This is a genomic window from Winogradskyella sp. (genome assembly GCF_025210595.1).
Taxonomy (GTDB): domain Bacteria; phylum Bacteroidota; class Bacteroidia; order Flavobacteriales; family Flavobacteriaceae; genus Winogradskyella.
Genome location: NZ_JAOARH010000056.1, coordinates 1 through 13,884, shown reverse-complemented (window position 1 = coordinate 13,884; position 13,884 = coordinate 1). Strand labels below are relative to the sequence as shown.

The 13,884-nt window shown below is 31.5% G+C and carries 11 protein-coding genes, 1 other RNA gene and 1 pseudogene; 8 read left to right on the top strand and 5 right to left on the bottom strand.

The window, feature by feature from the left end:
- The 4 genes from N4A42_RS06240 to N4A42_RS06225 all read left to right on the top strand — a co-directional run.
- Positions 1-377, top strand: a 377-nt coding sequence (locus tag N4A42_RS06240) for a hypothetical protein (RefSeq protein ID WP_294071465.1), incomplete at its 5' end; no start/stop codon positions are given.
- Positions 370-894: a hypothetical protein gene (locus N4A42_RS06235; protein ID WP_294071463.1), complete on the top strand. Its 525-nt coding sequence runs from the start codon at positions 370-372 to the stop codon at positions 892-894. The genes N4A42_RS06240 and N4A42_RS06235, both read left to right, overlap by 8 nt.
- A gap of 150 nt (positions 895-1,044) precedes the next feature.
- Entirely contained in the window at positions 1,045-1,953 is a 909-nt protein-coding gene (gene xerA, locus N4A42_RS06230) for a site-specific tyrosine recombinase/integron integrase (RefSeq protein WP_294071460.1), read from the top strand.
- 55 nt (positions 1,954-2,008) lie between these two features.
- Entirely contained in the window at positions 2,009-3,166 is a 1,158-nt protein-coding gene (locus tag N4A42_RS06225) for a PAS domain-containing sensor histidine kinase (protein ID WP_294071458.1), read from the top strand.
- 59 nt (positions 3,167-3,225) lie between these two features.
- Here the strand turns inward: N4A42_RS06225 and rny are convergent, their stop codons facing one another.
- The 4 genes from rny to N4A42_RS06205 form a co-directional block, all read right to left on the bottom strand.
- A complete protein-coding gene (gene rny / locus N4A42_RS06220) occupies positions 3,226-4,803 on the bottom strand; it encodes a ribonuclease Y (RefSeq protein WP_294071455.1) in 1,578 nt (525 codons plus the stop codon).
- A 93-nt stretch (positions 4,804-4,896) separates the two neighbouring features.
- A non-coding RNA gene (gene ssrS, locus N4A42_RS06215) (6S RNA) lies at positions 4,897-5,025 on the bottom strand.
- Positions 5,026-5,084: 59 nt separating this feature from the next.
- Entirely contained in the window at positions 5,085-5,372 is a 288-nt protein-coding gene (locus tag N4A42_RS06210; RefSeq protein ID WP_294071452.1) for a cell division protein ZapA, read from the bottom strand.
- Between the two features lie 19 nt (positions 5,373-5,391).
- Positions 5,392-5,682 (bottom strand): hypothetical protein, encoded by a 291-nt coding sequence (locus N4A42_RS06205; RefSeq protein ID WP_294071448.1) that lies wholly within the window; start codon positions 5,680-5,682, stop codon positions 5,392-5,394.
- Positions 5,683-5,861: 179 nt separating this feature from the next.
- Between N4A42_RS06205 and N4A42_RS06200 the strand changes: the two genes are divergently transcribed.
- The 3 genes from N4A42_RS06200 (at position 5,862) to N4A42_RS06190 (ending at position 12,006) form a co-directional block, all read left to right on the top strand.
- Positions 5,862-7,547 carry a M23 family metallopeptidase gene (locus N4A42_RS06200; RefSeq protein WP_294071446.1) on the top strand — a complete coding sequence of 562 codons (1,686 nt, stop codon included), beginning with the start codon at positions 5,862-5,864 and terminating at the stop codon, positions 7,545-7,547.
- A 79-nt stretch (positions 7,548-7,626) separates the two neighbouring features.
- Entirely contained in the window at positions 7,627-10,092 is a 2,466-nt protein-coding gene (locus tag N4A42_RS06195; RefSeq protein ID WP_294071443.1) for a carboxypeptidase-like regulatory domain-containing protein, read from the top strand.
- A gap of 126 nt (positions 10,093-10,218) precedes the next feature.
- A complete protein-coding gene (locus N4A42_RS06190) occupies positions 10,219-12,006 on the top strand; it encodes a T9SS type A sorting domain-containing protein (RefSeq protein WP_294071440.1) in 1,788 nt (595 codons plus the stop codon).
- Here the strand turns inward: N4A42_RS06190 and N4A42_RS06185 are convergent.
- The gene (locus N4A42_RS06185; protein ID WP_294071437.1) at positions 11,996-13,141 is read right to left on the bottom strand and encodes a cysteine desulfurase family protein; all 1,146 of its coding nucleotides are present in this window, start codon (positions 13,139-13,141) and stop codon (positions 11,996-11,998) included. The genes N4A42_RS06190 and N4A42_RS06185 overlap by 11 nt on opposite strands.
- Before the next feature lie 87 nt (positions 13,142-13,228).
- On the opposite strand from N4A42_RS06185, the pseudogene N4A42_RS06180 reads away from it, so the two are divergent.
- Positions 13,229-13,884: pseudogene (locus N4A42_RS06180) on the top strand (hypothetical protein); the annotation flags it as partial.

Genomic DNA, 13,884 nt, shown 5'->3' with positions numbered 1-13,884 from the left:
TTAACCTTTTTGATGGACATGTTTATTTATTAAAAAAAGGCGAAAAAGAAGTTGAGAAAAACGCTACTGCAATAAAAGAAGCAGAAGAATTAAAAAAGATTTTCGATAAAAATAATCTTGTTTTATACAAAGCCATAACTCATAACTACTACAACACTTATCTTTTTATAGATTTAGATTCTACAATAACTAAAACTAATATTTATAAATCTAAACCTTTAGGAGAAACTACGCTTGTTTTTCATCAACATATGGTAGATTCTTTAAGCGAAATTACTGCAATAACAATTATTAATAACAAACAGTCATTACAGAGATTCTCTAATGATTCCCTTTCTAAAGGCAGATTTATAGTTAAAGAGCTAAAAAATGAATAAAACATTTTTACCAATACTTTTATTAATAACGCTCTCTAGTTGTATGGGTGTTAAAACGAGTACAAGTGGAAAAATTTCTAAATACATAGAAGATTTTTATCTAGGTGATGGCAACATGCAATATTTTGTAAAACCACTAGAATACCAAGATATTAATGAAAAAGAGACCACATTAGATGCTACTTTTAGAAGAATTGAAAAGCAAACAGATTCTGTTACAGTAAACTTTAATATTCTTTTAAAAACAGATCATAAAGTACAAAATGTAACTATAACAAATATAAATAATAATTACAGCGCTAGTACGGTAGAAACTTTTTTCATAAAAAAAGAAGATGATCTAATCAATCACAGATTAAGCATTAAAGTGCCATATAATTTTTATTATGACAATCTACTTAGTAATTCGCACAAAATATTTGTTAAATCATCATCAGACTCTAACACTATAGAACCATCTAAAAAAACACAAAAAATTACACCAATACTAAAACAAAAAATCTCAAATTTATTATAAGCAATTTTCAAGTTTTAGTATCTTCACTTTATACTACAAACTAGTACTATTTACCCTTAATTCTTAAATGAATTATAAATAAAGCATTTATTCTCTGAATTAATTGTGCTTCACAATATTTAAAATATCTATTAATTGAAATAGTTATTTATGAAATGGTTTCTGGCGATTACAGATTATAAACATTATCTTCAAATTGAGCGTGGCTTGTCTAAAAACTCAATAGAAAGTTATTGCTACGACATTAACAAGCTAATAAAATATTTAGATGAAAATAGTATAACTGCTTCACCAAATACAATAGACAAAGATTGCATTAAGCAATTTATTTATACTATTTCTAAAACCATGAACCCAAGATCACAAGGACGATTGATATCTGGTTTAAGAAATTTTTTCGATTATCTGATTTTTGAAAACTATAGAGAGTCAAATCCAATGGATTTAATAGAATCACCAAAAATTGGTAGAAAACTCCCAGACACACTCTCTGTTAATGATATAGACACACTTATAAACACTATTGATTTAAGCTACCAATACAACGGTATTAATCTGGGCGAACGCAACAGAGCTATTATTGAAACCTTATATAGCTGTGGTTTACGTGTTAGTGAACTTATAGAACTAAAGCTTTCTGATTTGTTTTTTGATGAAAGCTTTATAAAAGTTACTGGTAAAGGAGACAAACAACGCTTTGTACCTATTGGTGAAACCACAAAAAAATATATAGATATCTGGAAAGACATTAGAAAACATATAAATATTGAACCAGAGTCTAAAGACATTCTCTTTTTAAATTACAGAGGTAAAAAGCTAACACGAGCCATGATTTTTACAATTATTAAAAATCTAGTTAAAAAATCTGGTTTAAAGAAAACCGTATCTCCTCACACATTTAGACATTCTTTTGCAACGCACTTATTAGAAAATGGTGCAGATCTTAGAGCAATACAAATGATGCTTGGCCATGAAAGCATTACTACTACTGAGGTTTACATGCATGTGGACCGTTCTCATTTAAGTGAAGTGTTAAACAAATTTCACCCAAGAAAATAGTTCTTATTTTTGTGACATTGAGTCTCACACTGTGTCTTAAATTAAAGTTTTAACTATGAAAATATTTGGAGGGAATATAAGCACTAAAAAAAACGTAAAGCCTAATGAAGAAGAACGTAATATTTACAAAGTTGGTTTTAAAATTTCTAACATAGGTCTATGGGATTGGAATACAGTTACTAACAAAGTTTTTTATTCTGATGAATCTCTAAAAATTCTTGGTTATCACAGTAAGCAATTTAAAAATCTTCCTGAAGAATGGGACAAACGTGTACATCCAGACGATAAAGATTCGTATTTCAATGTATTTAATCAACACATTAATGGTGAATTAGAAACTTATGAGAATGAATATAGAGTTTTATGCAAAGACGGAAGCTATAAATGGATTTTAGATACAGGTAAAGTTATTCAAAGAGATGAAACTGGTAAACCACAACGTATAGTAGGTACTCATAAAGATATTACAGAAACAAAAAAGAATGAAAATCTTCTAAAGAATAATATTCAACTAATAACAAGCCAAAATAAAAGACTACATAATTTTACTCACATTGTGTCTCATAATTTAAAAACACACATCGGAAACTTAAAAAATATTTTAGAGTTCTACGAAGACACAAATAATACAAATGAAAAAGAAGAGCTCATTACCCATTTAAAAACAATTTCTAACTCTTTAACTAATACTATTGTAGATTTAAATGACATCATAAGTATTAAATCTAAAACTGATATCAACGATCTCTATGAAGTTGTAAATCTTTACAATTATGTAGAAAACATTACAGAAAGTCTTGAAGTAGAAAGCTCTAAAGCTAATGTAACAATACACAATGCATTAAGAAAAGACGATGCTATAAAAACAAATGCGTCTTATATAGAGAGCATTCTATACAATATTATTTCTAATGGTATTAAATATGCAGACCCAAACAAAAATTCTCGTATTGGTATACAATCTGTACATAGTAAAGACGAAATAAAGATTTTAATCTCAGATAATGGTATAGGTATAGATCTTTCAAAATTTGAGAATAAACTTTTTGAAATGTATCAAACATTTCATGGAACAGATAGAGAAGATTCTAGAGGTGTTGGTTTATATATTACCAAAACTCAGATTGAAGCATTAGGAGGGAAAATAGAAGTTGAAAGCTCACTTGGTGAAGGAACAGCTTTTATCATTACATTTAAGAAAACAAAGGCATAAAAAAAGGTGTTCTAAATTATGAACACCTTCTATTTAATATTTATTTATTAAGATATTGTTTACTTAGCAATATTAACAGCTCTGGTTTCTCTAATTACTGTAACTTTTACTTGCCCTGGGTAAGTCATATCTGTTTGTATTTTCTGAGATATTTCAAAAGATAGACTTGCTGCTTTTTCATCAGATACTTTTTCGCTTTCTACTATAACACGTAATTCTCTACCAGCTTGTATCGCATAAGCTTTCTTTACACCTGTAAAACCAAAAGCTACATCTTCTAAATCTTTAAGACGTTGTATGTAAGAATCTAAAACCTGACGTCTTGCTCCTGGTCTTGCTCCTGAAATGGCATCACACACCTGAATTATTGGAGACAATAAGGTTGTCATTTCTATTTCATCGTGGTGAGCTCCAATAGCATTGCATACCTCTGGCTTTTCTCCATGTTTCTCTGCCCATTGCATTCCAAGAATTGCGTGAGGCGTTTCTACATCAGTTTCAGAAGAAGGGACTTTACCAATATCATGCAATAATCCTGCGCGCTTTGCTAGTTTAGGGTTTAAACCTAATTCTGCTGCCATTACACCACAAAGCTTAGCAACTTCTCTAGAGTGTTGTAATAGGTTTTGTCCATAAGAAGAACGATACTTCATACGACCAACCATTTTTATCAACTCAGGATGCAATCCGTGAATCCCTAAATCTATAACAGTACGTTTACCTACTTCTATAATTTCTTGTTCTATTTGTTTTTGTGTCTTTCTAACAACTTCTTCAATACGTGCAGGATGTATTCTACCATCGGTTACCAACTTATGTAGCGATAAACGTGCTATTTCACGTCTTACAGAGTCAAAACAAGATAAAATTATGGCTTCTGGTGTATCATCTACAATAATTTCCACTCCTGTTGCTGCTTCAATAGCTCTAATATTACGCCCTTCTCTACCTATAATTCTACCTTTAACATCATCAGATTCTATATTAAATACAGAAACACAGTTATCAATTGCCTCTTCAGTACCTATACGTTGTATGGTGTTAATAATAATTTTCTTTGCCTCTTGTTGTGCCGTAAGTTTTGCATCTTCTATCCTATCTTGCACATATGCCATAGCATCCGTTTTAGCTTCTTCTTTAAGCGATTCAACTAATTGCGCTTTAGCTTCTTCAGCAGAAAGTTGAGAAATAACTTCTAGCTGTTTAATTTGGTTTTTATGAGCCTTTTCAATTTCTTCTTTCTTTTTATCTAAGAATTCTAATCTAAAATTATAATCCTTCTTTTTATCATTTAAGGATTGATTAGATTTTTTGGCTTTTGAAAGTTCGTTAGATAGTTGAGATTCCTTATCTCTGATTCTCTTTTCAGCTTCTGCCATTTTTTTATCTCTAGACAAGATAACTTTTTCGTGTTCTGCCTTAAGTTCTATAAATTTTTCTTTTGCTTGAAGTATTTTGTCTTTCTTTAATGCTTCTGCATCAGTTTTAGCTTGTTTTAAAATGGATTTAGATTCGTTTTCAGCATTAACAACCAATTTAGAAGCCTTTCCTTTTTCAAGTGATTTTGTAATAATATAACCTAGTATTAATCCTAATAATACTCCTCCAACTATAAATATAATTGTATTAGTGTCCATGTTTGTTGTTTAAAGTTAGTTTATTGAGTAGTGTTAAAAATATCTGAACAATAGCAGTATAAAAAAAGCCTACATCAGCTTTGGATTTTGTATAAACTCCTTAAAAACAAGTTTAGGGCTAACAAACTGATCAAGGATCCACCTTAGATACTGAATAAATTCAGTACTAGTGGCTTGCTTTTACAATTTAAACTCACCCTTTTTAAAGAATTAACGTTGAGTTTATCAAAAAATATAACTAATGTAGGCAGTAACCTTTTTTATTTTAAAGAACGTACGAGTTAAATGTGTTCATTTAATAGTTCATTTAATGCTTCTAGCTTTTCATGAACCTCTTCATTAACATGCGCTTTATCAATAGATTTTTGTTCTACTTGTGCTGCAAATTGCAATGCACACATAGCCAAAACATCTTGCTTGTCTCTTACTGAATAATTCTGCTCAAACTGTCCTATCATGGCTTCAATCTTTTTTGTAGCCTTTCTTAAACCCTCTTCTTGCTTAGGATTAATTGTCAATGGATAAACCCTATTGGCAATTGAAAGCTTAATTTTTAATTGATCTGACATTTAACTTAAATTTACAACTTTATTCTGAGAGTTGACCTATACAATGATCTATTTCTCTAATAAGTGCATTTATTTTGAGCTTTGTTTCTCGTTTATTTTCGTCACTACCAAGCATTGAATTTGCCACTTTAAGAGTTTCATATCTATCAACCCAAGATGAAATTTCTTCTTGTTGTTCCAATAACTTTTGTTGTAGCTCTTCTAACTGACCAGATAATCTAGCATTAGTTTGTTTTAAGACTTCTTGTTTATGTAAAACCTTACTAATCTTATTCTCTAAAGCATCAACAATGTCTTCAATTTTACTCATTAAAGTAATTCAATACTATTGAAACAAATTTAACACACCTATTGAAATAACACAATTCTTTTACAATTATTTTTAATTCATATAACATATTAAAAATTAAAACGTTGAGAAAAATAATACAGATCTTGGGTTTGTAAATACTAATCAAATTGATATTTTAGCCATTACAGCGCTTAGGTATGAAAAAAATTCTGCTTTTATTTTTAATAACAAGTTCATTGTATTCGCAATCTGAATACCCTCAAGACTATTTTAGAAACCCTTTAGATATTACTTTGGTACTCTCTGGTACTTTTGCCGAACTTAGATCTGCTCATTTTCACGCTGGCTTAGATATTAAAACCCAACGCAAGCAAGGATTAAAAGTTTATTCTGCTGCAGAGGGTTATGTGAGTCGTATAAAGATTTCGCATTATGGCTACGGCAAGGCTTTGTATATTACGCATCCTAATGGTTACACCACTGTATATGCACATCTTCAGAGATTTTCTGATCGTTTAGAAAAATATATTAAAGAGTGCCAATACGAAAAAGAAACTTTTGAGGTTGAAGTTTTTCCAAGCAACGAAGAATTATTAATTGCACCAGATGAAGTTATTGCATACTCTGGAAATACTGGAGGATCTGGTGGACCTCATTTGCATTTTGAAATTAGAGACAATCAAGAACGGCCCATTAATCCTATGCTTTTTGGTATAGACATTAAAGATACAAAACAACCTTTTGTATCTGCCGTTTATGCCTACCCTAAAGATGAAAACGCAGTTATTAATGGTAAAAATGAAAGAGTACCTTTACGTCTTATACCAAAACAAAATGGTGATTACGAAGTTGAAAAAATAACAGCCTATGGTAATATTGGGTTTGGTATTACTTCTTACGATAAACAAGATCTGGCACCTAATAATAATGGTGTAAGCAATATAGAGACGTTCTTTAATGGTAATAAAAGCTTAGAAATAGATTTTAAGCGCTTTAGCTTTAGTGAAACAAAACATATTAAGCGTCTTATAGACTATGACTATTTTAAAACCAAAAAATCTAGAATTCAGAAATTATTCATTGAAAAAAATAATCCATTAAGTCTTTACAAAGATGCTTTTGATAATGGTTACATTATTGTTGAGGATAGTACTTCATCTGTATTTAAAATTAGAATACGAGATTTTAAAGGCAACGAAACTTTGATAAATATTCCAATAAAAGGTAAATACGAAGTACCAGAACCCAAAACCATAGATTATTTAAACAAAACTACAATACTCTCTAATAAACCAACAGAATTAAAGTCAGGTTTGGTAACTGTTAATTTTTATAAAAACACAGTTTATGAAGATGTAGATATTGATTTTAACGTGAGTTCAGATACGCTTCATCTTCATAAGGATAATATACCATTACAAAAGAAATTTTACATCAATTACGATCTAAGTAATTACAAAAGCGAGCATTTAGACAAAGTATTTATTGCCAGATTATATGGCTATTATAAAAGGCCAAGTTATGTGCGTACAAAGCGCAAAGGCAATATTTTAAGTGCTGGCTGCAAAACTCTTGGCACTTATGCATTGGCTATGGATACAGTAGCACCTAGAATTAAACCCGTTAATTTTAAAGATAAAAAGTGGTTAAGCAAATACCGTTACTTAAAAGTAAAAATTGATGATGACTTATCTGGTATTAGCAAATATAGAGCAACTGTAAATGGCAAGTGGATTTTAATGGAGTACGATTATAAAACTAATATGCTTATACACGATTTTAATGATAATATCGTTAAAGATACTAAGAACAATTTAAAGATAATTGTTACTGATAATGTTGGAAATAGTTCTACATTTGAAGCAACCTTTTTTAGAAAATAACAAAATAGACCTTAGATCAATATACCATTGGTATTAAGCTCTAAAATATAGTTTTAAAACCTAACTAAAAACCTGATTTTTGAAACGATTACAATTAACACTTATTCTTACTTTATTATTTAGTGTACTTTCTTTTTCACAGACTGCAATTATAAGAGGAGTTATTTTAGACGAAACCAATAGTCCCATTGAAGATGTAAATATAAAAGCCTTAACAGGTGAAGGAACTGCAACTAACAAAAATGGATTTTTCGAACTCAGAATACCTTCAGATACTGAAGTAACAGTAGAATTTACGCACTTAGGTCATAAACGAATTATTCAAAAGTTTAACTTAAAAAACGGACAGGAAATAGAATACAATCCTGTAATGAAGGTTGAAGCAGAACAAATTGCCGAAGTTGTTATTTCTTCAAATACAAGACAAAAAGAAGATGGTGTTGTAACCATAGCACCAAAAACCCTTAGAACCATAAAAGGTGCGCAACCTGGTATAGAAAATATTCTTAAAACCTTACCTGGAGTAAATATTTCTAACGAATTAAGTACACAATATTCGGTACGAGGTGGAAATTTTGATGAAAACCTTGTCTATGTTAATGAAATTGAAGTTTACAGACCGTTTTTAATTCGTTCTGGTAATCAAGAAGGTTTAAGCTTTGTCAATACTGATTTAGTACAAAACGTAGACTTTTCAGCTGGTGGTTTTCAATCTAAATATGGAGATAAACTCTCATCTGTTTTAGATATAACTTATAGAAATCCTGTAGCATTTGGTTTAAGAACCGATTTAAGTTTGTTAGGTGGTAGTATAGCTGCCGAAACGGTTTCTAAAGACGGAAAGTTTTCTGGTATTGCTGGTGTACGTTACAGAGATAACAGCTTAATTCTTAATAATCTTGAAACCGAAGGTAATGTAGAGCCTGTTTTTGCTGATGCACAAACCTACTTGACTTACCGTTTTTCAGATAAGTTTCATTTAAATTTCCTTGGAAATATTTCGTTGAACAGATATAATTTTCAACCAGAAAACAGACAAACAAATTTTGGAACGCTTCAAGAACCAGTAGCTTTATTAGTGTTTTATGAAGGTAATGAAGAAGACGAATATCAAACTTATTTCGGAGCCTTAAAAGCTAATTATTTTGTTAATGACCAACTTACTTTAAAGTTTATTGGTTCTGCATACCATACTTTAGAGCAAGAACACTTCGATATCTTTGCTCAATATCGTCTAGGTGAAGTAAATACTAATATTGGAGATGAAAACCTAGGTGATGTTGAATTTAGTGAAGGTATTGGTTCGCAACTAACGCATGCTCGTAACGATTTAGATGCCTTTATAATTAATGCAGAACATCGAGGTGATTATAAGATTGATGAAGAATCTACAGTTGAATGGTCTGTAAAATACACACATGAAGACATTAGAGATCGACTAGTAGAGTATGAAATCATAGATTCGGCAGGTTTCTCAATTCGTCCACCAAATTTTAGTACACCTAACCTCCAACCATATGAACCTTTTGAAGGTCCGTTAACCGCTTTTGAAGATGTTAGAGCGCTTAATAAAGTAAAAATAAATAGAATACAAGCCTTTACTCAATATAGCAAACGTACAGAATGGGGAAACAATGAAGTATTTTATAATGCTGGTGTAAGAGTACATAATTGGACAGTTAGTGGTGATGGCTTAAAAAGTAATACGCAAACTGTATTTAGCCCAAGAGCACAATTTGCAATAAAACCAGATTGGGAAAAAGATATGCTCTTTAGAGTTGCAGGAGGTTTATACTATCAACCACCTTTTTATAGAGAATTAAGAGATTCTTCTGGTGTGGTACAACCAAAAGTTAAAGCTCAAAAATCATTTCATATTGTAGTTGGTAATGAATATAGCTTTAAAATTTGGGACAGACCTTTTAAACTTGTCACTGAAGCCTATTACAAAGGATTATCAAATGTAAACCCTTATACTTTAGAAAATGTAAGAATTCGTTACCGAGCTGACAATAGTGCCAAAGCCTATGCTTACGGTTTAGATATGCGCTTAAATGGAGAGTTTGTTCCTGGTACTGAATCTTGGTTTAGTTTTGGATACCTTAAAACAGAAGAAAACATTAATAATCGTGGCTACATTGCAAGACCAACAGATCAACGTTTAAAATTTGGTGCATTGTTTCAAGATTATGTGCCTAATATGCCAGACTTAAAAATGTATCTTAATTTAGTGTATAACACAGGTGTGCCAGGTGGTTCGCCAAGTTATGCAGACCCTTATGATTACCAAATAAGATTAAGAGATTATAGACGTGCAGATTTAGGAATACAATTAGAATTAGTAAACCCAACAAAAATCTATAAAGCCAACTGGAAAAAGAAATTTAGAGAACTCTCCCTCGGTTTTGAGATTTATAATATGTTCAATAACCAAAACTCTATTACCAATACTTGGGTAAGAGATGTCTACAGCAAACGTCAATATGCTATTCCTAACTATTTAACACCACGTGTATTTAATTTAAGATTGTCGGCAAGGTTTTAATTTTTTAGTGAAACTACCTAAATCCTCGTTGTAATGTCAATCTACATGTTATAAAATTTATAAATTTGTAACCGTCTAATTCACTTTAGGTTACCCTACTAAGCTATAGTTATAAATTTATTAAGCATGAAAACTACTTTCATTGCCTGCTTGATGTTATGTTTTAATATAGCTTCAGCACAACTTAGTGTTAGAAATAATGCCTATGTATTTGTTAACGATCAAGTCTTATTTGTTGAAGATGATGTTAACTTAGAAGAAACAACTGCCAAATTATATTTAAGAAGCGAAGCCCAATTATTACAAGGTACTGGCACAACAGGCAATTCCGGACAAGGAGAATTGAGTGTTTATCAAAACGGAAACGTTAATCAATGGGCTTATAATTATTGGTGTTCTCCTGTTGGAGGAATATTAGCAATCAACTCTGTTAATAATAATTTTAGAATTAACCAACTAGATGATCCACTATTAAGTACGCCAAGTTTAATAGACAGTAATGACAGTGCTTTTACAACTGGATACAATGGTACAACGAATCCATTAACAATATCTGATAGATGGTTATATTCGTTTGTATCTTCAGACCAATACAGCCAATGGATATATCTTGGCGATTCTGGCGATTTAGCACCTGGCTTAGGCTTTACCATGAAAGGGTCTGGAACTGCTTCTTTAGGAAGTACAGATTATGACTTTAGAGGAAAACCCAATAATGGTACTATAGCAAATCCTGTGGCTGCTGGTGATTTCACTTTAATTGGTAATCCTTACCCAAGCGCAATGGATTCAGCTGCTTTTGTACATGATCCACAAAACCAAGCTGCTATCACAGGTACGCTGTTTTATTGGGACCAAAGAGCAGATGATGCTTTTACACAATCTCATGTGTTACAAGATTATGTAGGTGGATATTCTGAATATACAATTAATGCTGCTGGTACAGTTATTACTACAGCACATGCTGTATTCTTTACTTATGATGAAAATGACAATATGTATTCTCTTCCGCCTGGGCCATCAGCTGCAGGAACTAAATTAGGAAGACGTTACATACCAATTGGTCAAGGTTTTATGGTAGAAGGAAGTACTGGAACTTCAGGAACTGTAAGAGCAAAAAACGCACATCGTGTTTATGAAAAAGAAGGAACCAATAGTCAGTTTTTTAGAACTAGTAATCCAGGTTTAAACTATCAAAATAATGGTTTGTCTGAAGTACCAGATGATTACAAGCGCTTTAGAGTTAATATAGATTTTACCGTTGGTGAAAGCCAGTACACAAGGCAAGTTGTACTTAATTTTCATGATAGTGCCACTATGGGATTTGATTATGGTTTAGAGCTATCAAGATCAGATAATTATGATTCTGATGCATACTTTACTTTAGATGGTAAAGCCTATTCTGGTCAGGCTTATGCTTTTGATGAAGCACTTACAATTCCTTTAGTTGTAGATATTGAAGAACAACAGCCTTTGCGTTTTAGAATTTTCGATATTCAGAATTTTGATGATTCTCAAGGTATTTATATACATGATATTGAAGATGATTTATATGTTGATTTAAGAACTCAGAATTATGACTTAAACATAGAACCTGGAAACTACACTAATCGTTTTGAAATTGTATTTACACCAGGTACAACTCTAAATATTGATGATTTTGAAGTCAGTGATCTAACCATCCATCAGGATAATAATATTCACCAATTATCGATTATCAATCCTAATGGATTAGATGTTAAAGCAATTGAAGTTTTTGATGTTGCTGGTAAGCGTATGTTAAATAACATTTACGATTCCGTATTGAATCGTTATCAATTATCAACCGTAGATTTAAGTGATGGAGTTTATATTGTTAATGTAACTTCCAATAACAATACTGTAAAATCTGAAAAGATTATTGTTAAACACTAACAAAATCCTTTAAAACATTTACTGTATAATCTATATCGTCTTTAGTTGTAAAAGCACTAAAAGAAAAACGCACTGAAGGATACTTTAATTTATCTTCGCTTAAGATAGCAGAAAGCACATGCGACTGTTGACTGCTACCACTTTGGCATGCACTACCTTTTGAGCAAGCAATACCTTTAAGATCTAGTTGAAATTGTAACATTGGTGCTTTTTCTGGCACTATAGGTAAACACACATTTACTAAAGTATAGGTACTGTTTGCATTATCCGTACAACCACCATTAAAACTTACATTTGGTAAAATTTCTTTTAACTGCTGAATAAAGTAAGATTTAATATTAGTGATGTGCTCTTTTTCAGCATCAATATTCTGATATGCTATCTTTAAAGCTTCATCCATACCAACAATGTTATGAATTGCCTCTGTACCAGCTCTATATCCTCTCTCCTGCTCGCCTCCAAAAATTAAAGGTTTTAAACCAGATTCTTTTCTAACGTAACAAAAACCAACACCTTTAGGACCATGAAATTTATGAGCACTCGCTGCAAAAAAATCGACAGGTATTTGCTGTAAGTCTAATTTAAAATGTCCAACAGATTGTACACAGTCTGAATGAAATAGCGCATTATAGTCTTTGCATAACTTTGCAGCACGTTCAATATCAAGAACATTTCCTATTTCATTATTAACATGCATTAAGCTTACTAAAGCATTGTCTGCATTTTGTAATAATTCTTCTAAATGCTGAAAATCTATCATTCCGCATGTATCAAGATTTACAAAACTCAATTTAACACCATATTCCTTTTGTAATTGCTCGGCAGTATGTAAAACTGCATGATGCTCTATTTTAGAAGTAATAATTTCTGTAACTCCTAGGTCTCTAACAGCACTACGTAATGCTAAATTATCGGCTTCAGTACCTCCAGAAGTAAACACAATCTCAGAAGCAGTAGCATTAAAATAACTCGCAATATTTTTTCGGCACTGCTCTAAAAGCGCCTTAGACGAGCGCCCAAAACTATGAGTAGAAGAGGCATTGCCAAAATTATCCTTTAGCACTTCTGTCATTCTTTCTATAACTTCTGGTCTAAGTGCAGTAGTAGCTGCATTGTCTAAATAAATTTGCTTCATGCTGCAAAAATATCGGAAATAAAATTATTTAGATAATGCTACGTTATAATTTTACAAATCCTTTATTTTTGTTCAAAATGAAAGCTTATGATGCGCCAATTTTATATACTATTTGCATTACTATTTTTAACTGCTTGCAATGATGGTGATGTTCTTACTGTAGATTTACAGTTTGACAAAGAACTGAGCATGTGTACTAACAATACAGAATCTTTTCTTATATACGATCTTAGAGAAGACCCAAGCGAATCACTTTCACTTATTATACCTCGTGGTAGCAATCAAGAGTATCCTTTTACTTTAGCCACAGAGACTAATGTACCAACAACATTTACTATAAATGCTTCTAGCAATAGGTTTATTTACAGAACTTACAATAGAGCTGTAGGAAATACTGAACTATGTGAAGCAATACCACCAGCTAATTTAACTATTACTGAAGATTATGAAGCAACTTCAGGAACAGCTCATGCTACTGTAGTAATAGAAGATGATGATGGTGATGGTGTCCCTAATGAGTTTGAGGGTATTTCTGGAGAGCCTAACGAAGAAGGTATTTATATGGACTCATTAGATACAGATGGTGATGGTTTTCCTAATTATATAGATGAAGATGATGATAATGACAATGTACCAACACGATTCGAAATAGATAATTCTGATGGTGATAATGATCCAACTACAAATCCTCTAAATTCTGACACAAATTCTGCTAATCCTGATAACATTCCTGATTACTTAGA

Excerpts from the sequence above, each read along its gene's own strand:
- N4A42_RS06235 (WP_294071463.1), top strand. The coding sequence starts at position 370 with ATGAATAAAACATTTTTACCAATACTTTTATTAATAACGCTCTCTAGT.
- xerA (WP_294071460.1), top strand. The coding sequence starts at position 1,045 with ATGAAATGGTTTCTGGCGATTACAGATTATAAACATTATCTTCAAATT.
- N4A42_RS06225 (WP_294071458.1), top strand. The coding sequence starts at position 2,009 with ATGAAAATATTTGGAGGGAATATAAGCACTAAAAAAAACGTAAAGCCT.
- rny (WP_294071455.1), bottom strand. The coding sequence starts at position 4,803 with ATGGACACTAATACAATTATATTTATAGTTGGAGGAGTATTATTAGGA.
- N4A42_RS06210 (WP_294071452.1), bottom strand. The coding sequence starts at position 5,372 with ATGTCAGATCAATTAAAAATTAAGCTTTCAATTGCCAATAGGGTTTAT.
- N4A42_RS06205 (WP_294071448.1), bottom strand. The coding sequence starts at position 5,682 with ATGAGTAAAATTGAAGACATTGTTGATGCTTTAGAGAATAAGATTAGT.
- N4A42_RS06200 (WP_294071446.1), top strand. The coding sequence starts at position 5,862 with ATGAAAAAAATTCTGCTTTTATTTTTAATAACAAGTTCATTGTATTCG.
- N4A42_RS06190 (WP_294071440.1), top strand. The coding sequence starts at position 10,219 with ATGAAAACTACTTTCATTGCCTGCTTGATGTTATGTTTTAATATAGCT.
- N4A42_RS06185 (WP_294071437.1), bottom strand. The coding sequence starts at position 13,141 with ATGAAGCAAATTTATTTAGACAATGCAGCTACTACTGCACTTAGACCA.